General features: G+C 53.6%; 24 protein-coding genes and 1 pseudogene. 10 read left to right on the top strand and 15 right to left on the bottom strand.

Annotated elements, in window-relative coordinates:
- Nucleotides 1-28 precede the first annotated feature (28 nt).
- Nucleotides 29-244 (bottom strand): 30S ribosomal protein S21, encoded by a 216-nt coding sequence (gene rpsU / locus VSR74_RS10435; protein ID WP_001144069.1) that lies wholly within the window; start codon nucleotides 242-244, stop codon nucleotides 29-31.
- 235 nt (nucleotides 245-479) lie between these two features.
- Here rpsU and tsaD point away from each other — a divergent pair, with 235 nt between their 5' ends.
- Nucleotides 480-1,493, top strand: a complete 1,014-nt coding sequence (gene tsaD, locus VSR74_RS10430; RefSeq protein ID WP_347794670.1) for a tRNA (adenosine(37)-N6)-threonylcarbamoyltransferase complex transferase subunit TsaD — start codon at nucleotides 480-482, stop codon at nucleotides 1,491-1,493.
- Nucleotides 1,494-1,528: 35 nt separating this feature from the next.
- Here tsaD and plsY read toward each other — a convergent pair whose 3' ends face one another.
- Nucleotides 1,529-2,149 (bottom strand): glycerol-3-phosphate 1-O-acyltransferase PlsY, encoded by a 621-nt coding sequence (plsY, locus tag VSR74_RS10425; protein ID WP_347794669.1) that lies wholly within the window; start codon nucleotides 2,147-2,149, stop codon nucleotides 1,529-1,531.
- Between the two features lie 107 nt (nucleotides 2,150-2,256).
- Between plsY and folB the strand changes: the two genes are divergently transcribed.
- Both folB and bacA read left to right on the top strand, forming a co-directional pair.
- Nucleotides 2,257-2,625 (top strand): bifunctional dihydroneopterin aldolase/7,8-dihydroneopterin epimerase, encoded by a 369-nt coding sequence (gene folB, locus VSR74_RS10420; RefSeq protein ID WP_347794668.1) that lies wholly within the window; start codon nucleotides 2,257-2,259, stop codon nucleotides 2,623-2,625.
- 84 nt (nucleotides 2,626-2,709) lie between these two features.
- Nucleotides 2,710-3,528, top strand: coding sequence for an undecaprenyl-diphosphate phosphatase (bacA, locus tag VSR74_RS10415; RefSeq protein ID WP_347794667.1), 819 nt, complete (start codon nucleotides 2,710-2,712; stop codon nucleotides 3,526-3,528).
- Nucleotides 3,529-3,538: 10 nt separating this feature from the next.
- Here bacA and VSR74_RS10410 read toward each other — a convergent pair whose 3' ends face one another.
- A complete protein-coding gene (locus VSR74_RS10410; protein ID WP_347794666.1) occupies nucleotides 3,539-4,780 on the bottom strand; it encodes a multifunctional CCA addition/repair protein in 1,242 nt (413 codons plus the stop codon).
- A 58-nt stretch (nucleotides 4,781-4,838) separates the two neighbouring features.
- On the bottom strand, nucleotides 4,839-5,459 hold the full coding sequence (locus VSR74_RS10405) for a TIGR04211 family SH3 domain-containing protein (protein ID WP_347794665.1): 621 nt from the start codon (nucleotides 5,457-5,459) through the stop codon (nucleotides 4,839-4,841).
- A 251-nt stretch (nucleotides 5,460-5,710) separates the two neighbouring features.
- On the opposite strand from VSR74_RS10405, the gene VSR74_RS10400 reads away from it, so the two are divergent.
- From VSR74_RS10400 to glgS, 4 genes are all read left to right on the top strand, one after another.
- Nucleotides 5,711-7,012 carry a CYTH domain-containing protein gene (locus VSR74_RS10400; protein ID WP_347794664.1) on the top strand — a complete coding sequence of 434 codons (1,302 nt, stop codon included), beginning with the start codon at nucleotides 5,711-5,713 and terminating at the stop codon, nucleotides 7,010-7,012.
- 21 nt (nucleotides 7,013-7,033) lie between these two features.
- Nucleotides 7,034-9,874 carry a bifunctional [glutamate--ammonia ligase]-adenylyl-L-tyrosine phosphorylase/[glutamate--ammonia-ligase] adenylyltransferase gene (glnE, locus tag VSR74_RS10395; RefSeq protein ID WP_347794663.1) on the top strand — a complete coding sequence of 947 codons (2,841 nt, stop codon included), beginning with the start codon at nucleotides 7,034-7,036 and terminating at the stop codon, nucleotides 9,872-9,874.
- 47 nt (nucleotides 9,875-9,921) lie between these two features.
- Nucleotides 9,922-11,355: a bifunctional D-glycero-beta-D-manno-heptose-7-phosphate kinase/D-glycero-beta-D-manno-heptose 1-phosphate adenylyltransferase HldE gene (gene hldE / locus VSR74_RS10390; RefSeq protein WP_347794662.1), complete on the top strand. Its 1,434-nt coding sequence runs from the start codon at nucleotides 9,922-9,924 to the stop codon at nucleotides 11,353-11,355.
- 193 nt (nucleotides 11,356-11,548) lie between these two features.
- Nucleotides 11,549-11,758 carry a cell surface composition regulator GlgS gene (gene glgS / locus VSR74_RS10385; protein ID WP_347794661.1) on the top strand — a complete coding sequence of 70 codons (210 nt, stop codon included), beginning with the start codon at nucleotides 11,549-11,551 and terminating at the stop codon, nucleotides 11,756-11,758.
- Between the two features lie 58 nt (nucleotides 11,759-11,816).
- Here glgS and ubiK read toward each other — a convergent pair whose 3' ends face one another.
- Nucleotides 11,817-12,083, bottom strand: a complete 267-nt coding sequence (gene ubiK / locus VSR74_RS10380) for a ubiquinone biosynthesis accessory factor UbiK (RefSeq protein ID WP_347794660.1) — start codon at nucleotides 12,081-12,083, stop codon at nucleotides 11,817-11,819.
- Nucleotides 12,084-12,581: 498 nt separating this feature from the next.
- Here ubiK and ribB point away from each other — a divergent pair, with 498 nt between their 5' ends.
- Nucleotides 12,582-13,235: a 3,4-dihydroxy-2-butanone-4-phosphate synthase gene (gene ribB, locus VSR74_RS10375; RefSeq protein ID WP_347794659.1), complete on the top strand. Its 654-nt coding sequence runs from the start codon at nucleotides 12,582-12,584 to the stop codon at nucleotides 13,233-13,235.
- Between the two features lie 80 nt (nucleotides 13,236-13,315).
- Here the strand turns inward: ribB and VSR74_RS10370 are convergent, their stop codons facing one another.
- From VSR74_RS10370 to zupT, 5 genes and pseudogenes are all read right to left on the bottom strand, one after another.
- Complete coding sequence (locus tag VSR74_RS10370; protein WP_347794873.1) at nucleotides 13,316-14,383, bottom strand: type 1 fimbrial protein; 1,068 nt, start codon at nucleotides 14,381-14,383, stop codon at nucleotides 13,316-13,318.
- Complete coding sequence (locus VSR74_RS10365; RefSeq protein WP_347794658.1) at nucleotides 14,380-15,111, bottom strand: fimbrial biogenesis chaperone; 732 nt, start codon at nucleotides 15,109-15,111, stop codon at nucleotides 14,380-14,382. Before VSR74_RS10365 ends, VSR74_RS10370 begins: the two co-directional genes overlap by 4 nt.
- A gap of 13 nt (nucleotides 15,112-15,124) precedes the next feature.
- Nucleotides 15,125-17,571 (bottom strand): annotated as a pseudogene (locus VSR74_RS10360) (fimbria/pilus outer membrane usher protein).
- 62 nt (nucleotides 17,572-17,633) lie between these two features.
- On the bottom strand, nucleotides 17,634-18,197 hold the full coding sequence (locus VSR74_RS10355) for a fimbrial protein (RefSeq protein ID WP_347794657.1): 564 nt from the start codon (nucleotides 18,195-18,197) through the stop codon (nucleotides 17,634-17,636).
- 317 nt (nucleotides 18,198-18,514) lie between these two features.
- Entirely contained in the window at nucleotides 18,515-19,288 is a 774-nt protein-coding gene (zupT, locus tag VSR74_RS10350) for a zinc transporter ZupT (protein ID WP_347794656.1), read from the bottom strand.
- A gap of 194 nt (nucleotides 19,289-19,482) precedes the next feature.
- On the opposite strand from zupT, the gene ygiD reads away from it, so the two are divergent.
- Nucleotides 19,483-20,271, top strand: coding sequence for a 4,5-DOPA-extradiol-dioxygenase (gene ygiD / locus VSR74_RS10345; RefSeq protein ID WP_347794655.1), 789 nt, complete (start codon nucleotides 19,483-19,485; stop codon nucleotides 20,269-20,271).
- 156 nt (nucleotides 20,272-20,427) lie between these two features.
- On the opposite strand, the gene dsbI is transcribed toward ygiD, so the two are convergent.
- From dsbI to VSR74_RS10330, 3 genes are read right to left on the bottom strand one after another with little or no spacing between them, the layout of a single operon-like run.
- Entirely contained in the window at nucleotides 20,428-21,102 is a 675-nt protein-coding gene (gene dsbI, locus VSR74_RS10340) for a protein-disulfide oxidoreductase DsbI (protein WP_347794654.1), read from the bottom strand.
- Between the two features lie 15 nt (nucleotides 21,103-21,117).
- Nucleotides 21,118-21,786 carry a thiol:disulfide interchange protein DsbA/DsbL gene (locus tag VSR74_RS10335; RefSeq protein ID WP_347794653.1) on the bottom strand — a complete coding sequence of 223 codons (669 nt, stop codon included), beginning with the start codon at nucleotides 21,784-21,786 and terminating at the stop codon, nucleotides 21,118-21,120.
- A gap of 12 nt (nucleotides 21,787-21,798) precedes the next feature.
- Nucleotides 21,799-23,595: an aryl-sulfate sulfotransferase gene (locus VSR74_RS10330; RefSeq protein ID WP_347794652.1), complete on the bottom strand. Its 1,797-nt coding sequence runs from the start codon at nucleotides 23,593-23,595 to the stop codon at nucleotides 21,799-21,801.
- Nucleotides 23,596-23,939: 344 nt separating this feature from the next.
- Here VSR74_RS10330 and VSR74_RS10325 point away from each other — a divergent pair, with 344 nt between their 5' ends.
- Nucleotides 23,940-24,164: a hypothetical protein gene (locus VSR74_RS10325; protein ID WP_347794651.1), complete on the top strand. Its 225-nt coding sequence runs from the start codon at nucleotides 23,940-23,942 to the stop codon at nucleotides 24,162-24,164.
- On the opposite strand, the gene VSR74_RS10320 is transcribed toward VSR74_RS10325, so the two are convergent.
- Both VSR74_RS10320 and VSR74_RS10315 read right to left on the bottom strand, forming a co-directional pair.
- The gene (locus VSR74_RS10320) at nucleotides 24,118-25,278 is read right to left on the bottom strand and encodes a glutathionylspermidine synthase family protein (RefSeq protein WP_347794650.1); all 1,161 of its coding nucleotides are present in this window, start codon (nucleotides 25,276-25,278) and stop codon (nucleotides 24,118-24,120) included. The genes VSR74_RS10325 and VSR74_RS10320 overlap by 47 nt on opposite strands.
- Nucleotides 25,279-25,283: 5 nt before the next feature.
- The gene (locus VSR74_RS10315; protein WP_347794649.1) at nucleotides 25,284-25,952 is read right to left on the bottom strand and encodes a DUF1190 family protein; all 669 of its coding nucleotides are present in this window, start codon (nucleotides 25,950-25,952) and stop codon (nucleotides 25,284-25,286) included.
- Nucleotides 25,953-26,087 lie beyond the last annotated feature (135 nt).

The raw sequence follows: 26,087 nt of genomic DNA, 5'->3' as shown, positions 1-26,087 counted from the left end.
ACAATTGAGAGCGTGTGCCCTCAAGAGATTAGTACAGACGAGTACGGCGTGCGTTTTCGCGAGCCAGTTTCTTCGCGTGACGTTTCACAGCAGAAGCTTTAGCGCGCTTACGTTCGGTAGTCGGTTTTTCATAGAACTCACGACGACGAACTTCCGCCAGAACACCTGCTTTTTCGCAGGAACGCTTGAAGCGACGCAGTGCTACGTCGAACGGCTCGTTTTCACGTACTTTAATTACCGGCATGTAACTCTCACCTTTAATAAATTCGGTTTGCCGCTGGCATCAACGCCAGCTTATTTCAAAATGGTGCGGAATTTTACTGCAATTGCTGCTGCTTTGTAAAGCACCGACGCGTTTTTGAAAGGGACTTTTTAAGGGTGGGGAGTATACACGAGGCTGCTTGCTGGGGCGAACAATGTTTTACAAGCCGGGGCAGAAAACCTACACTGCGCGGTATTGAAACGAGGTAAATCTAGCCATGCGTGTACTGGGAATTGAAACATCCTGCGATGAAACCGGCATCGCAATTTACGACGATGTAAAAGGTCTGTTAGCCAACCAACTGTATAGTCAGGTGAAATTACACGCTGACTACGGCGGCGTCGTCCCTGAACTGGCCTCGCGCGATCACGTGCGTAAAACGGTGCCGCTGATCCAGGCTGCGCTGAAAGAGGCGAATCTGACGGCGAAAGATATTGATGCCGTTGCCTACACCGCCGGGCCGGGCCTGGTGGGCGCGCTGCTGGTTGGTGCAACCGTTGGTCGTTCGCTGGCGTTTGCCTGGAATGTTCCGGCGATCCCGGTACACCATATGGAAGGGCATCTGCTGGCGCCGATGCTGGAAGAAAATCCCCCGGAGTACCCGTTTGTCGCGCTGCTGGTCTCTGGCGGTCACACCCAGCTTATCAGCGTCACCGGTATCGGTGAGTATGAACTGCTGGGCGAATCTATTGATGATGCCGCAGGTGAAGCCTTCGATAAAACGGCGAAACTGCTGGGGCTCGATTACCCAGGCGGCCCAATGCTGTCGAAAATGGCCTCTCAGGGCACGGAAGGGCGCTTTGTCTTCCCGCGTCCGATGACCGATCGTCCGGGTCTGGACTTCAGCTTCTCCGGCCTGAAAACTTTCGCTGCGAACACCATCCGCAACAATGACAACGACGAACAGACGCGTGCGGATATTGCCCGTGCCTTTGAAGACGCGGTGGTCGATACGTTGATGATCAAGTGCAAACGCGCGCTGGAAAAAACGGGCTTTAAACGTTTAGTGATGGCGGGCGGCGTGAGCGCGAACCGAACTCTGCGCGCGAAGCTTGCGGAAATGATGCAGAAACGTCGTGGTGAAGTATTCTATGCGCGCCCGGAGTTTTGCACTGATAACGGCGCAATGATTGCTTATGCAGGCATGGTGCGCTTTAAAGCAGGTGTGGATGCGGATCTCGGTGTCACGGTTCGCCCACGCTGGCCGCTGGCGGAACTACCGGCAGCGTAATGATAAGTGCCGGATGGCGTAAAAGCGCATCCGGCCTATGAATCTTTCTCTTCTGTTTTCTTCTTCTTAAACCGTGCCCAGATTTTCGTTTCCTGCCGCCGCCACAAGCGCTGAATATTGTCATGATGACGCAGTAAGATCAGGCAGGACAGCATTGACACCGGGAAGGTGTATTGCGGTTTAAACCACCAGACATAAAACGGCGCGACCAGCGCGCTGACAATCGCGCCCAGCGACGAATAGCCACTCAGCAGGATGGTCAAAAGCCAGGTGCCAGCCATCACGCCAGTGAGATCGAGCCCGATGGGCGCAATGGCGCCAAATGCGGTGGCCACGCCTTTACCGCCATGGAAGCCAAAGAAAACGGGCCAGATATGACCCAGGCAGGCGGCAATCGCCACTAAACCGAGCCAAAACGGGGTGAGGCCGAGGGCCCAGGCACCCCAGACTGGCAACATCCCTTTCAGGATGTCGAAAACTAAAACTGCTACGGCTGCTCCCTTGCCGCCAATTCGTAAAACGTTGGTCGCCCCGGGATTACCGGAGCCACACTCGCGAGGGTCAGGCAAACCCGCGATGCGGCAGACCAGAATGGCGCTGGAAATTGAGCCGCAAAGGTAGGCGAGGAGGATCATTCCAGGCGCGATTGCACTCATAACGCTGTTCCGTTGTGAAAATGTCGAAGTATTCTCTGCATCTGTGGATAATACGCATAATTCGCCGGAAGTGGTATCCGGTTCAGCCAAAAAGCAGGCAGGTCGTGATGGATATTGTATTTATAGAGCAACTTTCGGTAATCACCACTATTGGTGTTTATGACTGGGAACAGACCATCGAACAGAAACTGGTGTTCGATATCGAAATGGGCTGGGACAACCGCCGGGCGGCTTCAAGCGATGACGTCAAGTATTGTTTGAGCTATGCCGATATTAGCGAAGCGGTGATTGAGCACGTTGAAGGTAGCCGTTTTGCGCTGGTTGAGCGGGTGGCGGAAGAGGTGGCTGAGCTACTCATGACGCGCTTTAACTCCCCGTGGGTGCGCATCAAAGTCAGCAAACCGGGCGCGGTGGCGCGGGCGGTGAACGTGGGCGTTATCATCGAGCGTGGCCAAAATCTGAAACAAACCATTTAAATTCAGAATGGATTAAACCAAACGGTAATACACCGGTCTTAGAGCCGGGTTTATTTTATTTTTTAAATTTTAAGGGTTTAAGTGATGAGCGATATGCACTCGCTGCTGGTTGCGGCTATTCTGGGTGTTGTCGAAGGATTGACGGAGTTTCTGCCCGTATCCAGCACCGGCCACATGATTATTGTCGGGCATCTGCTGGGTTTTGAGGGGGAAACGGCGAAGACGTTTGAAGTGGTGATCCAGCTTGGTTCCATTCTGGCCGTGGTGGTGATGTTCTGGCGTCGTCTGTTTGGCCTGATTGGCATCCATTTTGGCCGACCGGTTCATGAAGGCGAAGGGAAAGGGCGTTTGTCGCTCATCCACATTTTGCTGGGGATGATCCCAGCGGTGGTGCTGGGGCTGGTGTTCCACGACACCATTAAGTCGCTGTTTAATCCGGTTAACGTGATGTACGCGCTGATTGTCGGCGGTTTCCTGCTGATCGCCGCCGAATGCCTGAAGCCTAAACAGCCGCGGGCGGTGGGCGTGGATGATATGACCTATCGCCAGGCATTTATCATCGGTTGTTTCCAGTGTCTGGCGCTGTGGCCGGGCTTCTCCCGCTCTGGCGCAACGATTTCCGGCGGCATGCTGATGGGCGTAAGCCGCTATGCGGCATCAGAGTTCTCTTTCTTGCTGGCAGTGCCAATGATGATGGGTGCTACGGTGCTCGATCTCTACAAGAGCTGGCACTTCCTGACGCTGGCTGATTTTCCGATGTTTGCGGTGGGCTTTGTGATGGCCTTCCTTGTGGCGCTGGTTGCGATTAAAACCTTCCTGCAACTCATCAAACGTATCTCGTTTATCCCGTTCGCCATCTACCGCTTTATCGTCGCGGCAGCGGTGTACGTGGTGTTCTTCTGATGAACGGCCCTTAGCCTTTTGGCTGAGGGCAACGTTTTTCCTTCCAGTTCGCAACAGCCTGAATGCGACGGCGCGTTAACTCTTCGCGGATCGCGGGCCCCTGAAAACCGGCTTCAATCACCTCTTTATTCGATACGCTTTTCGCAATGATCCAGGATTCACGCAATAGACGCCCTTGTGGATAGTCGCAGGCTTCAAAATGCGTGCGTCCGCGCACATCGGCTTCGCTGGTCAGGGCGATTTGCTCTACGCGCTGGGGTTTACGCCAGGCGTCGATGGAGTCGAACAATTTGATGATAGTTTTTGGCTGTAAAATCGGGAAGGTGTGAATGAGATCGTGGAACTCCGCCACCAGTTTTGCCAGGTCGCGCATCTCATTCGGTACTTTCAGGCGCAGACAGAGCTGCTCGACCAGTTTGACGCCCGCCGGGCCGTGGCCGTGATGGCGCGGCCAGAGATGTTTTGGCGTTAAGCCTTTGCCTAAATCATGACACAAGGTGGCGAAACGGATATCTATCTCAGGACTGAGCATCGCGGCCATTGAGAGCGTCATCAGCGTATGTACGCCGGTGTCGATTTCCGGGTGCCATTTTTCCGGCGCGGGTACGCCATACAGTGCGTCGATTTCCGGGAACAGCACTTTCAGCGCGCCGCAGTCGCGTAAAGTCTGGAAGAAAACCTGTGGATTGCGCGTGCCGAGCGCGCCTTCTGTCTCTTTCCACACGCGTTCCGGCGTCAGGTGCTCCAGTTCACCGGCAGCGGTCATGTCGCGCATCAGCGTCAGGGTTTCATCGGCAATACGGAAGCTCAGGTGGGCGTAACGCGCGGCAAAACGCGCCACGCGCAGTACGCGGAGCGGATCTTCGCCGAAAGCGGGGGAGACATGGCGCAGCAGGCGGTTTTGCAAATCGGCACGACCGCCGTAAGGGTCGATGATTGTGCCGTCGCTGTCCTGCGCAAGCGCGTTGACCGTCAGGTCGCGGCGCAGTAAATCCTGCTCCAGCGTGACGTCGGGCGCGGCGTAGCAGGTGAAACCGGTATAACCAGAACCTGACTTACGTTCGGTGCGCGCCAGCGCATACTCTTCGTGGCTTTGCGGATGCAAAAACACAGGAAAATCGCGGCCTACCTGCTGGTAGCCCGCGTCGAGCATTTGCTGCGGCGTGGCGCCGACCACGACCCAATCTTTATCTTTGACCGGCAGGCCTAACAAACCGTCTCGTACTGCACCACCGACCAGATAACTCTTCACGCCACGCTTCTCCTCACTGTTGTCCTCTGAGGATAATACGAGAGAAGCCGCGTTATAGCTAATTCATCCAGCGGTCTTTGCGTTTACGGGTTGGTACCAGATGCGGTAACACCAGGCCAAGAATCAGCCCCGCGCCGAGCACGCCGCCGCCATACATAAACCACTGCATGATGATGGTGCGCTGTTTATCGTCGAGTTGCAGGTTAGCGGCGCTGACCTTTTTCTGCGCAACGATAAGCTCATTCTTAAGCTTCTGGTTTTCTTCTTTCAGGCCATTAATCACGCTGTCGCTCTGGGAGACTTTGGTCTGCATTTCAGCGGTGCGCTGATTCCAGGTCGAATCGATATTGTTCAGTTTGTCGGTCAGGGTTTTCACCTGATTTTCCAGATCCGGCACGCGCGTGCGCAGGCTCGGGGTAGCCGTCAGTTCTTTCAGCGGGATCCACGCGGTACGGCCATTGCTGTCGCGCACCTGGCCATATTCGGTATTCGGATTGGTTTGCAGCAGGGTGACTTCTTCACCGGCATTAATGGAGCCGACCAGGCGATAGTTATCGCCGGGGCCGCTACGAACCCAGGTATTCAGTTCATCAGAAACATAGCGCTTCTCATCAGCATGGGTGATGGCAGAAGCGGTGAGTGCAAATAAAGTGACTGCGATTAGGCGTAATTTTGGCATCAGGTCATCGTTTTTGTCATAAAAGTGGAACGATAGTAGTGGCAACAGTCTGGCGACGCAAAGCCTTCTACAGCAATCAGAATCATCCAGGAGGCGCGAGTGACATCGCAATAATGTTAACCGCGTAAAGTTGCCGCGCAAATTGCGCATTGCGTGGTAATTTTTCGCAAAATACTATCTACTGACAAAAAGATTACCCGGAAGTTCGCCTGATTGGTACTTCAGGGTCACGAAACCATAAGAAATCAGCCATGACACAAGAAATCGAACTAAAATTCATCGTCGAAGAAACGGGCGTAGAAGCGCTGCGCCAACATCTCTCTGGCCTGAAGGCAGAACATTCACCTGCCGGTCAACTGCTAAATATTTACTACGAAACTGAAGATAACTGGCTGCGACGTCATGATATGGGCTTGCGCATTCGCGGTGCGGGCGGGCGCTATGAAATGACCATGAAGATAGCCGGTCGCACCGTCGGCGGGCTGCATCAGCGTCCTGAGTACAATATCGACATCGATGAACCTGTGCTGGCGCTCGATAAACTGCCTGCGGAAGTCTGGCCGCAGGGCGAAATGCCCACGGGTCTGGCAGAGCAGGTGCAGCCCCTGTTCTGCACCGATTTTTATCGTGAGAAGTGGGTGGTGAATCACGGCAAAAGCCAGATTGAAATTGCGCTCGACCTGGGTGACGTAAAAGCGGGCGACCATCAGGAAACGATTTGCGAACTGGAGCTGGAATTGCTTTCTGGCGAAACCTCCGATGTGCTGGCGCTGGCGCAGCAACTGAGCCAGACCGGGCTGGTACGCCAGGGCAGCCTGAGCAAAGCCGCGCGTGGTTATCATCTGGCGCAGGGGAATAGTGAGCGTCCGATTAAGCCTGCGGCAATTATGCAAATCGCGCCGAAATCGACCATTGAGCAGGGGATGGAAGCGGCGCTGGAAAGAGCGCTTTCTCACTGGCAATACCATGAAGAGCTGTGGCTGCGCGGCAATAAAAAAGCGAAAGAGGAAGTGCTGGTGGCGATTGGCCAGATTCGCCATACGCTGATGCTGTTTGGCGGCGTGGTGCCGCGCAAAGCCAGTGCGCAGCTTCGCGATTTACTGACTCAGGCGGAAGCAGTGTTGGGTGGCGATATTTCAGCCCATGATGCCGCCTTCAACGTCGCGGTCACGCAGGCGAAACTGGCCTTCACCGAATGGCTGGTGACGCGCGGCTGGCGCACTTTCCTCGATAGCAAAGCGCAGGCCAAAATCAGCGACTCCTTCAAACGCTTTGCCGATACCCACCTTTCTCGCCAGGCGGCTGAGTTACGCAGCACTTTTGCGTACCCGCTGGGCGATGGCTACGCCGACCAGGTGCCGCGTTTAACGCGCGATATCACCTGTGTGCAACTGCTGGCGGGCTATTATGATCGTGCGCAGGCCGAGGCGTGGCTTGAAAACTGGCTGGGATTACGTCACGCCATTCTGACCCGCCAGCACATTGAGATTGAACATTTCCGCAATGAAGCGCTGGCGGTTGAGCCATTCTGGTTACACAGCGGAAAACGATAACTGACCTCAGGGAAACCGAGTATGACCCCGCTTTCATCGCAGTTACAGCAGCACTGGCAGACGCTGGTTGAGCGGCTTCCGGAAACCTTTCCGGTAGCGACGTTGATGCCTCAGGCGCAGGCCGTCATGACGTTCAGTGATTTCGTTCAGCAGAGTCTGACGATGTATCCCGAATGGCTGGAAACGCTCGCCAGCCAGCCGCCGCAGGCGGACGAATGGCAGCACTACCGCAACTGGCTACAGGCGGAGCTGGTGGAGGTGAACGATGAAGCCGGGCTCATGCGTGCGCTGCGGCTGTTCCGTCGCCGGATAATGGTGCGTATCGCCTGGGCGCAGTCGCTGTCGCTGATTTCTGAGGTGGATACGCTGCAACAGCTCAGTGTGCTGGCCGAGACGCTGATCGTCAGCGCCCGCGACTGGCTCTATGACGCCTGCTGCCGCGAATGGGGTACGCCCAGTAACGCTGAGGGTGTCGCGCAGCCGCTGTTGATTCTTGGCATGGGCAAACTGGGCGGAGGAGAACTCAACTTCTCCTCCGATATTGACCTGATATTCGCCTGGCCGGAGCATGGCTCTACGCGCGGCGGGCGTCGCGAACTCGACAACGCCCAGTTCTTTACCCGTCTGGGTCAGCGGCTGATTAAAGTGCTCGACCAACCAACGCAGGATGGCTTTGTCTATCGCGTCGATATGCGCCTGCGCCCGTTTGGCGACAGCGGCCCGCTAGTGCTGAGCTTCGCCGCGCTGGAGGATTATTACCAGGAACAAGGGCGTGACTGGGAACGCTATGCGATGGTCAAAGCGCGGATTATGGGCGACAACGATGACGTCTGGAGCCAGGAACTGCGCGCGATGCTACGGCCGTTTGTGTTCCGCCGCTATATCGACTTCAGCGTGATCCAGTCGCTGCGCAGCATGAAAGGGATGATCGCCCGCGAGGTGCGCCGTCGTGGCCTGAAGGACAACATCAAACTCGGCGCGGGCGGTATTCGCGAAATTGAATTTATCGTCCAGGTGTTCCAGTTAATTCGCGGTGGGCGTGAACCGTCGCTTCAGCAGCGTGCATTACTGCCGACGCTTACGGCGATAGAAAACCTGAGTCTGCTCTCTGAACAGGATGCGGGCGCGCTGCGCGAGGCTTACCTTTTCCTGCGGCGTCTGGAAAACCTGCTGCAAAGTATCAACGATGAACAGACGCAAACCCTGCCAGGCGATGACCTTAACCGCGCGCGGCTGGCATGGGGGATGGGAGTAGCCGACTGGGATGCGCTCACCGTGCAGCTTGAAGGGCTGATGGCGGGCGTTCGCCATATTTTTGATGTACTGATTGGCGACGACGAAACCTCATCGGAAGAAGAACAGCTTGCTGAAGACTGGCGCGAACTGTGGCAGGACACGTTGCAGGAAGAGGACTGCCCGCCTGTACTGGCTCACCTGAGCGATGACGATCGCCGCCAGGTGATGGCGCTGATTGCCGATTTCCGCAAAGAACTTGATAAACGCACGATTGGGCCGCGCGGGCGTCAGGTACTCGATTCGCTGATGCCGCATCTGTTGAGCGAAGTCTGTGTACGCGACGATGCGCCGGTGCCACTGATGCGCATCACGCCGCTGCTGATTGGTATTGTCACGCGGACGACCTATCTCGAACTGCTGAGTGAATATCCGGGCACGCTGAAACACCTGATTCGCCTCTGTGCGGCATCGCCAATGGTCGCCAGCCAACTGGCGCGTTATCCGCTACTGCTCGATGAACTGCTTGACCCCAACACGCTTTATCAACCGACCGCCACCGACGCCTATCGTGACGAGCTACGCCAGTATCTGCTGCGCGTGCCGGAAGAGGATGAAGAGCAACAACTGGAAGCATTGCGCCAGTTTAAGCAGGCGCAACTGCTGCACATCGCGGCGGCGGATATCGCCGGAACCCTGCCGGTGATGAAAGTGAGCGATCACTTGACCTGGCTTGCGGAAGCGATGATCGACGCTGTCGTACACCAGGCGTGGACGCAAATGGTCGCCCGCTATGGGCAACCGACCCATCTGCATGAGCGCCATGGGCGCGGTTTTGCGGTGATTGGTTACGGTAAGTTGGGCGGCTGGGAACTGGGCTACAGTTCCGACCTGGATCTGGTGTTCCTTCACGACTGCCCGGCGGATGTGATGACCGATGGCGATCGTGAAATCGATGGACGTCAGTTCTACCTGCGCCTGGCGCAGCGCATTATGCACCTTTTCAGCACCCGCACCTCGTCCGGCATCCTTTATGAAGTTGACGCACGCCTGCGCCCGTCTGGTGCGGCGGGCATGCTGGTGACGACCGCCGAAGCCTTTGCCGACTATCAGCAAAATGAAGCGTGGACGTGGGAACATCAGGCGCTGGTTCGCGCACGCGTGGTCTATGGCGACCCGCAGCTTCAACAGCAGTTTGATGCCATTCGCCGCCAGATCCTCACCAATGTGCGGGATGGCGACACCTTACGCACTGAAGTGCGCGAGATGCGCGAGAAGATGCGTGCCCATCTTGGCAGCAAACAGCGCGATCGCTTCGATATCAAAACTGATGCCGGCGGGATCACCGACATTGAGTTCATTACGCAATATCTGGTGCTGCGTTACGCGCACGAAAAACCGAAGCTGACGCGGTGGTCTGATAATGTGCGCATCCTTGAATTGCTGGCGCAAAACGACATTATGGACGAGCAGGAAGCGCAGGCATTGACCCGTGCTTATACCACCTTGCGCGATGCGCTACATCATCTGGCGTTGCAGGAGATGTCGGGGAACGTGCCTGCGGAGCGCTTTACCGCCGAGCGCGAACAGGTGGAGGCGAGTTGGCTGAAGTGGCTGGTCACGCCGTGAAATGTGCTATTATCGCGCCAAATTTTTGAATCTCTCAGGAGACACGAATGAAAGTAACGCTGCCAGAATATGAGCGCGCAGGGGTGATGGTTGTTGGTGATGTGATGCTGGATCGCTACTGGTACGGCCCCACCAGCCGTATCTCCCCGGAAGCGCCGGTACCGGTGGTGAAGGTGGATACCATCGAAGAACGTCCTGGCGGCGCGGCGAACGTGGCGATGAATATCGCGTCCCTGGGAGCAAACTCTCGTTTGGTTGGCCTGACGGGTATTGACGACGCGGCGCGCGCACTGAACAAAGCGCTGGCGGATGTGAACGTCAAATGTGATTTCGTCTCCGTGGCGACGCACCCGACGATCACCAAGCTACGCGTCCTGTCGCGCAACCAGCAGCTTATCCGCCTTGATTTTGAAGAGGGGTTTGCCGGGGTTGATCCGCAGCCGCTGCACGACCGCATCAAAAGTGGTCTGGCGAGCGTGGGCGCGCTGGTATTGTCAGACTACGCCAAAGGTGCGCTGGAAAGCGTACAGCAGATGATTAAGCTGGCCCGTGAAGCGAAAGTGCCGGTGCTGATCGACCCGAAAGGCACGGATTTCGAACGTTATCGCGGCGCGACGCTGCTGACGCCAAACCTTTCTGAGTTTGAAGCCGTTGTCGGTAAATGCAAAAGCGAAGCGGAAATCGTTGAGCGCGGCATGAAGCTGATTGCTGATTATGAACTCTCCGCGCTGCTGGTGACGCGTTCCGAGCAGGGCATGACGCTGCTGCAGCCGGGCAAAGCACCGCTGCATCAGCCGACTCAGGCGCAGGAAGTGTATGACGTTACGGGTGCTGGTGATACGGTCATTGGCGTGCTGGCGGCGACGCTTGCGGCGGGCAATTCTCTGGAAGATGCCTGCTACTTCGCCAACGCGGCGGCAGGTGTGGTGGTTGGGAAACTGGGTACGTCCACCGTTTCGCCCATCGAGCTGGAAAACGCTGTACGCGGTCGCGCGGAAACCGGTTTTGGCGTGATGAGCGAAGAAGAGCTGAAAAATGCCGTGGCGGCTGCGCGTAAACGCGGCGAGAAAGTCGTCATGACCAATGGCGTATTCGACATTTTGCACGCGGGTCACGTCTCTTATCTGGCTAACGCGCGTAAGCTTGGCGACCGCCTGATTGTTGCGGTCAATAGTGATGCCTCGACCAAACGTCTGAAAGGCGAATCCCGCCCGGTAAATCCGCTGGAACAGCGTATGATCGTACTGGGCGCGCTGGAGTCCGTCGACTGGGTGGTTTCCTTTGAAGAAGATACCCCGCAGCGCCTGATCGCCGGGATCTTGCCCGATCGTCTGGTCAAAGGTGGTGATTACAAACCGGAACAGATAGCCGGTAGCGAAGAAGTATGGGCCAACGGCGGTGAAGTGCTGGTGCTCAACTTTGAAGATGGTTGCTCCACCACCAATATCATCAAAAAGATCCAGAAAGACGCCAACAAGTAAGCGCGTAAAACTCAACGTTAAAACCCCGCCCTCTTTGTGAGCGCGGGGTTTTTTATTGATATTCCGGAAATATGATTTAGCACAATAATTAGCCGCAAAAAGCGCATTTCTTGCACAAACCCCTGTGGGGAATAGGGAAATACTGAAAGTAGAAAAAGCATATGACACTCAGAAATTCAACGACTGAAGGAGTATGCCGATGAAACACAGCAATATAGATTCCCTGAATAATTTCGATTTTTTGGCTCACAGTTTTGCCAGAATGCACGAGCAGGGTCAGGACGTTGATTTAAAAGCGATTACCGGCAACATGGATGAAGAACACCGGGCATGGTTTTGCCAGCGTTATGAGCGTTACTGTCGGATGGCGAAAAAGGAAGATATCGCGGAACTGGAACATTAATGCTTTTCCAGGGATAACGTTGTAGGCCGGGTAAGCGCAGCGCCACCCGGCATTTTTCTTACTCTTTATCTTCCGCTGGCGCAGCCGCCCGGCTTTCGAGTTCGCTCAGACGCTGCTCAAGAAGCGCCAGTTTCTCACGCGTGCGCAACAGCACCTGGGTCTGCACATCAAACTCTTCACGGCTCACCAAATCCAGACGAGTCAATTGTGACTGCAGTACCTGACGAACTTTTTTCTCTACATCGTCCCCGAAGTCACGGAGGCCTTTCGGCATAGATTCATGGACCTGGCGTGCGATTTGTTCAATTTTTTTCGGGTCAATCATCGTCGTTTACCTGATTAGTCTGTTCTGACGTTCATTGTAGTGCCTTCCTCCTGGTCTATAAACCAGAATTGTTCGAAGCTTATGCATTGCCGAAGATAGTCAATAGCGTTATAGTGAGTACGCTTATTCTCAGGGCGGGGCGAAATTCCCCACCGGCGGTAAATCAGCGAGATCCGAAGTATTTCGCGTTGCGGCAAGGCGGCAACTGAGCGAATCACCAGGAGTTTAGTTTACTAAATGACTGGTGTGAGTGAAGGCAGCCAACGCAGTTGCAGCGTGAAAGACGAAGGAGCGGCTGAAAGCCCGCGAGCGCTTTGGGTGCAAACTCGAAGGTCAGCAGATCCGGTGTAATTCCGGGGCCGACGGTTAGAGTCCGGATGGGAGAGAGTAACGATCCAGCCGGGCTGAGCCCGCTCGCGTTATCCATTTGCCGCTAAACCGGCACTCCTAAGACTGCCCTGATTCTGGTAACCATAATTTTAACGAGGTTTTTTTACCATGAATCAGACGCTACTTTCCTCTTTTGGTACTGCATTTGAACGCGTTGAAAACGCGTTAGTTGCTCTGCGCGAAGGCCGCGGCGCAATGGTGCTGGACGATGAAAATCGTGAAAACGAAGGCGACATGATCTTTGCCGCCGAAAATATGACTGTTGAACAAATGGCGCTGACTATCCGTCACGGTAGCGGCATCGTTTGTTTGTGCCTGACTGAAGAACGCCGTAAGCAACTGGATCTGCCGATGATGGTAGAAAACAACACCAGCGCGTATGGCACGGGCTTTACCATTACTATTGAAGCGGCGCACGGCGTCACCACCGGCGTTTCTGCCGCTGACCGTCTGACCACCGTTCGTGCGGCGATTGCCGACGGCGCGAAACCGTCTGACCTGAACCGTCCGGGCCACGTCTTCCCGCTGCGCGCGCAGCAGGGCGGGGTACTGACTCGCGGTGGTCATACCGAAGCCACCATTGACCTGGTGACGCTGGCGGGCTTTAAGCCAGCAGGCGTGCTGTGCGAACTGACCAACGATGACGGTACCATGGCGCGCGCGCCGGAGTGCATTGAGTTTGCCCGCAAACACAATATGGCGCTGGTAACGATTGAAGACCTGGTGGCTTACCGCCAGGCACACGAGCGTAAAGCCAGCTAAGTTGGTACGCTGCAGGCTTACAGAGTCGAGACGTTCTGTAAGCCTGAGCGAGCTTTTGCAGTAATTCCCACCACGTATAACTAGTTATAGTTAATCTTGAATAGCACCACCGTCGAAAATGGCCCTGTTCTGATCGCTTCGCCACTCACCTGACTTAATTCTGCCTGATAGTTTTTTTCATGGGTCAGCAAGCTGGAGTCAAAGTCGGCATACTCTTTATAAGTGTTGTAGACAGAGAATAAATTATCCTCTGTATCGCGGATTTTGAGCTGTAAACCATTGCCGATTTTTAATGCGGTATCCTCGTCTGTCAGGGTTTCCGTCGTGTAGAAGGACGATGAGACCTTAAAGGTATCGGTGCACTCGGAATCAGCAATGTTTTTGTCCATCTTGATGGAGAAATCCCGGGTTAACGTTTTGGAGGCAATCTCCATATTGTTAAAGGTGCCAAAGTCGATGGTTTGGTTTTCCGGGTAAATACTGAAATTCACGCTGCAGTTAAGTACCCGAATTTGATCCAATCCGATGACGTGATACTTCAGGTTTTTAGCATCCGGGCTTTGGTTGACTCCTCCTACACCATCAAACTGCACCAGTATGTAGTCGCTAATGCTGCTCTGGTAGTCATGTGGCGGCATGGTGATGATCTTCACGTACAATCGCATTCGTGCAGTAAAAGTGCGGGAAAAATGGATGTCATTGACGTTTTTAGAGCAGAGCCTGTCCTCCCAACCTGAGGCTTTGATCTGTGCCGGGGTATAAATCGACAGTTTTTGATTATCGAGGCATTGGCGGGTATCAATGCCGATGCTGCCCTGTGAGGCGTCATAATCGACCCCTTCATAGGTTACGCCGAGCTGATAATAGGGATCATTAACGCTGTGATAAGGGTTTAGCCAGGCATAGATATCTTCGCTCATCATGTTGTCTGCTGTACCGTTATCGCAATAGACCGGAATTTTTATATCATTGCTCTCCCAGATTTTATCCCCCGGCCTGGCATTACTCGGCACGGCAAAAGGCTCGATATTGCTATATCCCTCTACAGAACCGCCGGAAGATCCCAGGTAGCAGTGAACAGCCAGAGCGGAGCGCAGGGGGAGCATGGTGAGCAGGATCAGGGCGAATAAACACAACAGGCGCTTCATTTTTGCTTCTCCACGGCCGCCACGACGCATTGACCGTGACAACGCACATTCAGCATGCGCATGCCGCCGTAGTCATCCATATAGCCGAGCGAAAAGGTGTCCCCGCTATAGTTACCCGTATTCAGCGTAACGGCGGAGAAGGGCGCTATCATCGTACTGTTGAAACCGGGAAATAAGCGGCTGAGATCTTTGCCAAACCAGGCAAGGGTGATGTAGTACCCTGTAGGGTTTTGCACGCGTAGCGCACCGTTCTGCTGCGCGGCGGTGAGCTGCTGCTCCACTTCGACGCCCGGTTTTTTCTTAAGCCCTGCGGGTCGCCAGAAAAGCTTCAGCCGTGATTGCACGGCCAGTTGCACTATGGCGTGATCTCCGTTGTTTTCCGGGTTGGGGGGAACTTCCCGAACGTTGAAGTAAAAAAGCGATTCGCGATCCGCCGGAAGGGTGCGGACATTTTCCTGTTTTACTACCCGTACCTGCGTGGTGGCGTTGGGTTCCAGGCGCTGTATAGGTGGCAGAGCGGTGAAGTAAGTGTCGTCTTTCTTACCCTGGTCATTTTCAATCCATGAGTAGGCCAGGTAGGGTAGACGTTTGCTCTGGTTTTCCAGCTTGAGGCTGGCGGCTTTGTCGCTCGCATTAAATATGATGCGGGTACGGTCTGGCTGGATCGCCGCCTGGCAGGCCAGCGGCAGAATGACCAGGAAAAGAGAGAGTGATTTGGAGATCGTCATTGTTCATCCTTAATTAATGACACGGCAAAATAAATTGTTGGTTAACGCCATCAAGGCTGGCAGGTAGCTCAATAAGGCAGCGCTGGCTTTCGCCCCATTGCACGCTGAATTGCTGGCCCGCCTTAACGCCACCGAGCCAGATATGCCCGTCTTCACCAACTATCCCAATATCGATATTATTTTCAGCAAGGCGCACAGTGGCACCAAGCGGGGGAAACGTCCATCAACGGTGCGGATCACCGCGCTGACGTCTTCCCCGGCACGGGAAACGATAGTTTTGTAGCCGATAGCTCCCTCGGTCCAGGTCTCGCGCGTAATATTGTCATCAACGGTCACGCCGTCTGGCAGATTATTCATATTCACGGCCACGGCAGAGGGCTGATAGCTGCTGATCATCGGCACAACAGCGTAGCCCAGCAGATTGGTCTGGTTAAAATCGCCCTGAATGGGGACGCCCGAGACACCGTCAGCATCCACCATAATTCGGGGCTCGTTGCCAAAACTGCGACGGTGTAAAGCCACGCCATGCCGGGTGGCGGTGAAGGAACCACTCCAACTGGCGCTCATGGAACTGTAATCGCTGGCGGCGTAGCTTCCCGATACCTGCAAATCACCGATGTTGGTGAGGTGCTGAAGGTTGCCGCGGAATTGCGATCCATTGTCGGGTTTATTGGTTTCCATTCCGGCTGACACGCCCCAGGTGTTGCGTGGGTTAGAGGCATCGCTCCAGCTCACCATATGGCTGGTATTGCCGCTGTTACGCATGTCGTAATTCATGCGGCGGCTGTAGTCGAACGGGACGGAGAGCGAGATATATAACTGATTTTCGTTATCGCTCTCTTCATAGTGGGTGGTGCTCCAGGAGGTGGAGAGCGACAAACCTTTCCAGTCGCCAATATCAAAGTTAAAACCTGCCGTGATGCTGGCGGTTGTTGAACTATCGCCATCCCACCACTGCTGGCGCAGCGCACTCAGATAAAGGTTGAGATTGAGCGGCTCAATGGGCTGGTTAAAGGTGACGCTGATGGTCTGCTTTTCATCCTGGGTATCGGCATCGTTATATAAATGGTCAATGAAATTGGCGTAGCTGTGAAATTCACGTTCTGAGAAACGGTAAGCTGCCAGCGAGACCTGGCTGTCGGTGGCATCAAAACGTTTACTGTAGTTTAAACGGTAGCTCCGCCCCTGCTCGGTGTGCCCGTCATCGAAGGTGCTGCTGGCGTGAGTGATATCGAAGGAAAGCGCTCCCATCCACAACATATTTTGACCGATGCCCAGAGCGGCTGAGCGGTAATTGCTGCCCGCCGCCAGTACCCCGCCGTAAACGGAGGTATTGGATAACATCCCCCAGGAGGCTTCGCCGCTGATAAAAGTGTCGTCAATGACATGGTGTGAAATATCCGGGCGCGCCCTTCCTGCGGCAACTTTGTAGCGAACCTGGCCTTCACGCGTCAGAAAGGGGGTCGACGCGGCAGAGACCTGAAACGTATTGACGCGTCCATCTTCCTCTGTGACCTTCACATCGAGGGTGCCCTGCACGGACTGGTTGAGATCGCTAATGATAAATGGCCCTGGTGCCACTTTAGTTTGATAGATGACGCGCCCCTGGTGGCTGACGGTGACCGTGGCGTTCGTTTGCGCGATCCCGCTGATTTGCGGCGCATAACCGCGTAGCTCCCAGGGCAGCATGCGGTCATCGCTAATGAGTGCAGCGCCGTTATAGGCGAAGGCATCAAAAATACTGGAGCTGAAATCCGTCTCGCCCAGCGTGAGCTTCGCGCCCAGAGAGGGCAGAGGGCGGAACAGGTACGTGCGCGAGATGCCGCGGCTGGTCTGTGAGCTCTCGTCGCTTTGGCTTTGGCTTATCTGGTAGTCGCTGCGTAGGCGCCAGGCCCCCATATTCAGCCCCGTTGTGCCATAGGAGCTATAGTTTTCGCTGTGTTCGCCGTGATTGGGGCGATAGGTGCTGGCAAAGAGGTTATAGTCCAGAAGCAGACCCGCCACACCGTCATTCCAACTGGAAGGCGGCATCCAGTTTTCCGATTTCCAGGCCAGCAACGCCTGCGGAAGGGTAATATCCAGACGCTGGTTCGCCATATCCAGGGAAAAGTGAATATCTGGGTAAGCGCTGAAATCTACACAGTTGTTTTTTAACGATAATACGGTTCGGATATTCTCTTTTAGCCCGAGTTGATCCGCGAGATCGGCAGGAATGCACACATTCACCGCTTGCCCTTCGGCTTTCCAGGTGAGCTCCCGGCCTGACGATATTTGTGCTTTGTTGACCGTGACGGAAACAAAATAATTACCCGGCGCGATGGAGGATTTCTCTTTCAACTGAGAAATATCCACGCTCTCGCGCATAGATTTATCCAGTGCGTTCAGGTTGAACTCAACGGCCTGAGAAGAAAAGGCAAGCGACAAACCACCGCTTAAAATCAGCAGCTTATATGCATCCATGGTGTCCATACCCGGGTAATTAAAAATACAAGGAGGAGGCGGCCATCATGGCCGCCTGTGGGTTATTTATAGATCAGGGTGTAATTTGCCGTAGCCGTTACGCCGCCAGGGGTGACGTCCGCCGAGCCTGTTTTTTCCATCCAGGCTTTAAACGGCAGGATCTGGGTTGCTGAAGTGGTAATCAGATCGACAGTATGCGCAGCACCCAGGGTAATGTTGGCGCTGTTTTTATCCAGTAAGCGAATCCCGACATTGTTCGCGCCGCTGGCATAGGTATTGGTCATCAGGTTACTGTCAGTGGGTTCAACACTGCCGCTGCTGAAGGTGACGTCTACTTTAGAGACTGTGTCTCCATCGCCATTGTCGGAGTTTGGCAGGTCACAGTTGATCAAATGAAGGCTGGAGTCTACTGCGTCAGAGTGGGTGTTGGCATTAATATAGCTGGCGGGAACTTCCCCGAGGTTAACCTGCTTATCGACATCATCAGCCTGAATAGAACAGGGGGCGTTAATAATCAGGCCGGAAAAGGTAATTTTACCACCGCCGCCGTCAACATCGGCCAGGGCGTAACCAGAAGTGAGTGCGGTGATAGCGAGCGCCAGTATCGTTCTTTTTCCTGTAAACATAATTTATATCCTTTTAAAAATAACGACATAACTGAATAAATAAATACAGTGTATGAAAATTATATCCTAAGGTATAAATGAACAAAGTTAGGAAATCTAAATGGATAGGCGTGAATAAGTTAAAATATTATTTTAAATAATACTCCCCGAAAATAATATTATTTTGATGATTGAGTTAGTGATGCGAGATTGTTGCTGGCGCATAATAACAATACGATGCGGACTGGCAAGGGTAAATGCCATTATTCAGATAAAATTTTGTGATAATTTGTAATCCCATGATTATGCCGTGCTATTGTTCAAGCACGGCACCATGATTAACCTAAACCAATCGATTGCAATAATACCAGGCTCAGCCCCATTACGGACATCCCGCACAATACGCCGTAGCTTGGGTTGTTATTGGGATCGATCTCTTTTGCCAGTGGCATGAGTTCATCGACTGACAGCGCTACCATAATCCCCGCCACTGCCGCCATGACGGCCGCCATCACAACAGGTGAGACCAGGCTCCCCAGGATAAGCCATGCCAGTACGCCACCGAGAATTTCCGCCATCCCGGAAATTCCTGCCCAGAATACCGCCTTTCGCTTAGACCCGGTCGCGGCGTAGATCGGCCCGGAGACCGCAAGCCCTTCCGGAATATTGTGCAGCGCCACAGCAAAAGCAATCCCGAAACCTAACTCAAGATTGCTGCTGGCAGTGACAAAGGTGGCAATTCCCTCCGGGAAGTTGTGCAGGCTGATACCCAGCGTCAACAAAATGGCCGTCCGGCGAATATTGGGCGGCAGGGGTTTCACTTCCGCCGGCGCCAGATCTTGCGGGTGAGCATGTGGCAACATGCGGTCGAGAGCGAAATAGCCCAGCAGGCCGATAACGAACATGCCGTAGCCAAGCAGCGGCGACATCCCTTCGGTATCCAGCGCGGCGGGAAGCATCTCCATCAGCGAAATCAGCAGCATAATCCCGGCGGCAAAGCCAAGGGAAAACGCCAACACGCGGTTGGAGGGCTTTTGGCCGATAACGCCGAGAAATGCGCCGATAAACGTGGCTGCACCCGCTAACAAGGTCAGAATTAAGGGTACCGACATCGTCTACTCCTTATGATAATGATTATCATTTATATTATTGAACTTTGTCTTCCATTACGAGAGGCAACTCGCTTCTTTACCCCACCTTACATTCAAATTTTCTGAAGATCATCATCATGCTTATCTGAGTTTCACTCCCCATAAAACAGGTTAATGTAGTGTTATTACACTGTACCTTCTGTGAGGATATCAACATGTCTCGTACCCGAATGCCAGCGTTGTTTTTAGGTCATGGTAGTCCGATGAATGTGCTGGAAGACAACATCTATACCCGCACCTGGCAACATTTGGGCGAGACGCTGCCCCGGCCAAAAGCGATCGTGGTTATTTCTGCCCACTGGTTTACCCGTGGTACGGGCGTAACTGCGATGGATGCGCCGAAAACGATCCACGATTTCGGTGGTTTCCCGCAGGCGCTGTATGACATTCATTATCCTGCGCCAGGCTCTCCGGCGCTGGCGCAGCGGCTTGTTGAATTGCTGTCGCCCGTACCCGTCACGCTGGATAAAGAAGCCTGGGGTTTCGACCATGGTTCCTGGGGCGTACTTATTAAGATGTACCCGAACGCGGATATCCCGATGGTGCAGTTGAGTATAGACAGCACTAAGCCTGCGGCATGGCATCTGGAAATGGGGCGTAAGCTTGCCAGCTTGCGCGACGAGGGCATTATGCTGGTGGCCAGTGGCAACGTGGTGCATAACCTGCGAACAGCAAAATGGCATGGCGACGGTGCGCCTTATCCGTGGGCGACGTCGTTTAATGACTACGTTAAAGCGAATCTGACGTGGAAAGGCCCGGTAGAGCAGCATCCGCTGGGGAATTACCTGGAGCACGAAGGTGGTTCACTGTCGAACCCGACGGCAGAGCATTTCCTGCCATTATTGTACGTGCTGGGCGCATGGGATGGTGAGGAAGCGATCTCCATGCCGGTGGATGGCGTAGAAATGGGAAGTTTAAGTATGTTGTCGGTGCAGGTAGGGTGAATCTGGCCGGGTGGCGCTGCGCTTAGCTGGTCTACGAATAGGCTGCAATATTAACCTATTACAGTCTGTTGGTGGGCGTGATAAGCACAGCGCCATTTGCTCTTTCTCTTAATCGGATTACTGGCCTGACAGGCGACGCGCTATCAGGCTTTTTCTTTACCCTCTGAGTAGTTTCAAACCCCAGGCGGCACTCATTATCAGCAGCAATACCAGACACGTACCAAAAGCCAGCATGCACGCCTGCGCCATATTCATAAAGTGCCATGGCGGCAGGAGATACCAGCCTTCAGAATGCTGATACATATCGATAAACCACTGCTGAGTACTGCTGAGCGTAACGCCATCAGGTACGATGGGCGCATCATAGCCGCAGTCACCGGTCGGTTTGAACCATTCAGGCGCCCACTGCGCCAGCGGCAGATTAAAGGGAAAAGTGGGATCTGTTGAACAGCCCTGGACGCCAAACAGCGCGTCGGGATCCGGGTTATGCACCGCATAATGGATACCATTCAGCTTGACTGAAAACTTAATCCCCATAATGCTGCCGTAGAACGCCATCACGCAGCCAATCAGTTTCAGGATAATGTTTTTCGGGTTTATCGCCGCAATCACACCGCCAAACACCATCACAAACATAGCGTAGCGAATATAAACACACTGTTCGCACGGTGCCATGTAGAGATAGATCTGGAAGAATGAGTGCGCCAGCACAATCAGCGCGCCCATCGCGATGGCCATAAAAAGCCACAGAAAGCGCCCCTCCTGCCACCTCACCAGCGTATCGACCGGGCTTGCGCGAAGGTTTCGCCATAATCCCTTAATGAAAGCCATAAGCATTTCCCTGTGTTATTTGCTCGCCAGTTCGCGAATCAACTCGGCCATAGAGTCAATAGATTTAATATTCTTGGTGTAGATCAGATATTTACCATTAACCACATAGGCCGGAACGCCCTGGATTTTTGCCACATCATAGGCCGCTTTCCATTTTTCCAGCGTTTCCTGAACCGCCGGTTCTTTCAGTGCGGTTTCGAAATCAGCCTGGCTCATGCCAGCGGCATCAAGGCCGGTTTTGATAAAGGCTGCCGGATCTTTACCGTCAGACCAGCGCTCTTTTTTGTCGTGATACGCCGCGTAGTATGCGAATTTTGCTTTTTTAAACTGTGAGTTAGCATCAAACAGGGAAATGCCTGCAGCTTTATCTTTTGCAATCAGCACGGCAAACACTTCGCTGGCCTGCTTGCCATATTCACCTTTGGTTTCCAGATGGAAAGGGGTGAATGCCACCAGATCTTTCACTTTTTCAGATACCGGGCCTGTGACCGCTTTGTCGTACTTGTAGCAGAACGGGCAGGCGTAGCTGAAGACTTTAATCAGCGTTTTGTCAGCATTGGGAATGGGTTTTTCCAGCACCATGTAATCTGTGCCTTCGGTGAATGCCGATGCTGCGAAAGAGGTTGCCAGTGCGGCGGTTAATACTACGCCGGTAAATAATGATTTAATCCATTTAGTAGACATAACTATTCCTTCTTATTTAAACATCTGCTGTGGATGAACCAGCATTGCACGGTAGTGGGTCTGATTCGGTTTATCCGACAGAACGTCGATTTCCACTTTCACTTCTTTGGTTTTGTAGTCAATTTCATTGAGCTTACCAATGGTCGGCTGGCCTATATCGAATAAATGAATGGAGCCGCTGAAGCCAAACATGGTGTCGCGATCTTTTTCATATTCGATGACGGACGTAATCGGGCTGTAGAAGTCGTATCCGCGATCTTTGCCATATTCCCAAACTTGCTGGACGGTGCCTTTTTTCTCGTCGATTTTGTATTCCACGAAGCGGGAATATTTCATCGTAGGTAGAGCCGGTTGTTCCAGATGACGGCCATCGCCATTATCAAAGACGGTGAGAGTACCTTTGCTGGAGAGCCACGCGGTATGCTGGGTATAGGTGAAGTCGAAGTCACTGTTCTGGCAGTTGCCGTTTTCATCACAACTGATCGGTTTGCCTTTGTCATCAACTGGCTTCAGCAGCTTGCTGGCAAGCTGTTTGTCCCACCCTTTGGATGGCGCAAGGATCCATTTCACCTGTTTGTCGCGGCCAATTTTGAACACGCCCTGGTGACGGGAAGAGATGATAATGGAGTCGTCTTTAGCGTCATAGGCGATGGAGTTTACGTGCGCCCAGTTACGGCCAGGGCCTACGCCCAGCGCATCACCAAACGGTGTGTCTGGCTCAAGCTTCGCCTGCTGCCCTGCGTGCGCCAGGTCGACGTTTACGCAGACGGCGCCGGCATCCAGCGCGCCAAGCAGAGCATCACGCATTGGGTCGAGGATTTTATTCAGATCCCAGACGTCGACCACGCGGCCTGATTTATCCACTTCCAGGATATGGTCGCGAATAGTGTTGACGTGCACCCCGTCATCGCGGCGATAACGGTTTTTGCCTACGCGCAACAGTACGGTGCCCTTCGATGTTTCGATTGATTCGTGGGTGGCATCGACGAACCCGCGCGGCAGTTTGTGGTCTTCCAGCACCTGACCCATCATGTCAAATTCATACCAGTGCTGACCCTGTACCGCCGTGTAGGTACCGCGCGGCGTTTCACGGATGCCCATCAGGTAGCCGCGTTTGTTGATGTTGCGGTCATGCCCGTCGTAGAAGGTTTCCTGGTCAAGCCACCAGCGATACTCCCCTTCGGTGTCGACCACAAAGGTGAATGGCGCAATATCAAAAGGCAGCGCGCCGGTTGCCGGGCCTGCATCGAGAATACCGGCGTCTTTTGATTTTTCGCCGTGCCAGTGCAGGTCAGAGCCCTGCGCGGTAAAGGTGTGCGTGTTCACCATATAGAGGCGGTCTTCAAAGCCCGGGGCGACTTTTACCACTTTAGGCTGTTGCAGGTCTGAGATAGAGCGGTTGTCCATATAGTGATTGACGATAGCGGAAGTCTGAACTGTATAGTCATCTTTCATTGGTTTGCCATTCTCTTTCCATTCCACGGTGACTTTGTTGGCAAACTTCTGATACAACCCAAAAATAGGGATACCGTCGTAGTTTTTCAGCGATTCATTGCCCACGCTGTAGCTGATAGGCACACCTTTCTCGCCTTTACCATGTACGGTGACTTTTACATCGGAGATGGTGTGGCTATCGAGTTCAACCAGTGCGGTTAATGGGGCGTGACCATAGGGATCGACGATGACCGCCCCCAGATGACCCGCCGGTGGCGCCGGTTGAAAACCTGCGGCCAGCACACCTGCGCTTGATACGCTAAAGGTAAGTGCCACCGCGCCCGCGAGGAACGTTTTTCGATATTGACTAAACATAACGATATTTCCTTATATATTCCCGTGGATTATTTATGAGATAACAAACATCGTTTTTTATGAATAGGTATAAACTTTATCTTTTCTTTTTAATTATATTAATCTGCTTTATTTATTCGGATAGTAGGTGGGCGATATATCAACCACAACCGCTATTGTTATAGACTGTGATCCTGATTACATTGTTTCAAATAGCGTAATGTATATTTTTCAGAGTTTAATTTGGTTTATTTATTTCGATGATAGTACGCGAGGTTATATATAATTAATAAACCAACAATTCGCTATTAATGTGAATAACGAGTGTTGAATGTAAATTAATTTTAACTTTTAAGGATGAAAGAATGTATATTGCGTGGTACTGGATAGCTTTGATTGCTGTACTGGTGGGATTTGCGATTTACCATGTCAGGCGTGAGCGTCGCGCCTGTCGACAGGAAAGAGATGCGTTGCTGGAGATGATTCGCCGTTGGCGCGAAGAGAAAATACCGCCCTGCGAAGGGGCGGTATCTGAATCCGGATTTACTCCACAAAAATGTGCGGATAAAAGCGGGAAAGATCCTGCGTAATCAGTGCGCGGTCTTCGCGAATACCGATCCCGGCGGGTTGATCGTTGATCAGCCAGCTACCAATTAGCGTATAGCTGTCGCCGAACTTCGGCAGCGGATGGAACTGCTGCACAATCATGCCCTCTTCGCCGTAAGGCCCTTCCACCTGTTCGACGGTTTTCCCGTTTTCAATGATGGAGATATTGGCGCCTTCGCGGGAGAAGATCGGCTTCACCACATATTTATCCATTTGCGGATGATCATCTTCCGCAAAATAGGCCGGTAACAGGTTCGGGTGATCCGGGAACATCTCCCACAACAGCGGCAGCAGCGCTTTGTTGGAAATGATGCTCTTCCATGCCGGCTCCAGCCAGCGCACGCCAGCATCTTCCAGCTTGGTAGAGAACATCTCGCGCATCATGTACTCCCACGGATAGAGCTTAAAGAGGTTGCCGATAACCTGGTCCTGGAGATCGGTAAACTGGCCTTTCTCACCGAGCCCGATGTCCTCGATATAGAGAAATTCCGTCGCGACTTCGGCTTCCGCTGCGCAGTCCTGCAGGTACTGAACGGTTCCGCGATCTTCAACGGTATCGCGACAGCAGGTCAGATGCAGTAACTGGAAACCATGCTGTTCTCGCAGTTCAGTAAAGCGTTCAATGATCTTCTCTTGCAGGCTGTTGAACTGATCGCTCCCTTCCGGCAGATTACCGGCATTGAGCTGATCTTCCAGCCAGATCCACTGGAAAAACGCCGCTTCGTACAGCGAGGTTGGCGTGTCCGCGTTGTTTTCCAACAGCTTCGGTTCACCTACGCCATCCCACGCCAGATCCATGCGTGAATAGAGCGAAGGCTGATGCGTTTGCCACGACTGGCGCACAAATCCCCAGGTGTGTTTAGGGATGCGAAACTTCGCCATCAGTTCATCACTGGCAACGACGCGCTCCACAACTTTCAGGCACATCTGGTGCAGTTCGGCGGTGACGTCTTCCAGTTTCTCAACCTGCGCCAGCGTCAGCTTATAGTAGGCTTCTTCACTCCAGTACGGCTCGCCGTACATGGTGTGGAAGTTGAAGCCATACTCAGTGGCTTTTTCACGCCAGTCCGGGCGTTCGGTAATGCTGATTCTTTCCATGTCGCTTAGCCGCCCATCGAGCGAGAAGAGGTGCCCGTAGCGCTACGCTGCATGGTGGACTGTTTAGCGACAGATTCGCCAAAGCCGCCACGAGTGACCGTGCTGGTGGTGGCCGGTTTTGGCGCCATCGCGGTTTTCGGTACGGTCATGGAGCGGCCTGGCTGCGCGGCGCCGTAGTTTTTGCCGCTGGCGTCGGTGTATTTACCGTAAGCCGGGCTGGCCGGATTTTTCGAGGTAAAGACCGGCTGCTGCTGGAAGCCCGCGCCGCCGCTCATCATACGACCCATCATGTAACCGGCCATCAACGGCATCCAGAAGCTACCGCTGCTTTGTGCCTGTGCCTGGTTTTCTGGCGCAACACCTGCCTGAGCTGGCGTTTGCTGACACTGGCCTTCACCAAATTCCGCTACGCAATCTTCACGCGTGGCATATTTCGGCGCAGTACGTTCTGCTTCTTTCTGTGCGTTATTAAAGGCGGTGGTACATTCCGCACTTTTACCCGGGTTGGCTGCCGAGCAGTCGTCCGCGTTTTGATAGAGAGTGACCGTTTCGTCGCTTTGCTCACAGCCCGCCAGCATAAAGACGGCAGTAACAGCGAAAGCAACCGGTGTTAAATGGCGCGCACTCCAGCTTTTGCGAAAAGCGGCGTGCTTAATATTGTTTGTCCGTTTCATCGTTATTTTCCTGGACCCAGTGGTAGAGCAATAGCGCTCAGGATAGTGGATGGCTGGTTGAAAATGAAGCGAGAAGGGAAAGAAACTGGGCGATCTTTACGTTGCCTTACGTTCAGTGGAAATAAAAACGCCACG

The organism is Pseudocitrobacter cyperus (assembly GCF_039889165.1).
Taxonomy (GTDB): domain Bacteria; phylum Pseudomonadota; class Gammaproteobacteria; order Enterobacterales; family Enterobacteriaceae; genus Pseudocitrobacter; species Pseudocitrobacter cyperus.
Note: the sequence above shows the minus strand (reverse complement) of the source record. Positions and strands in the feature narration are given on the sequence as shown.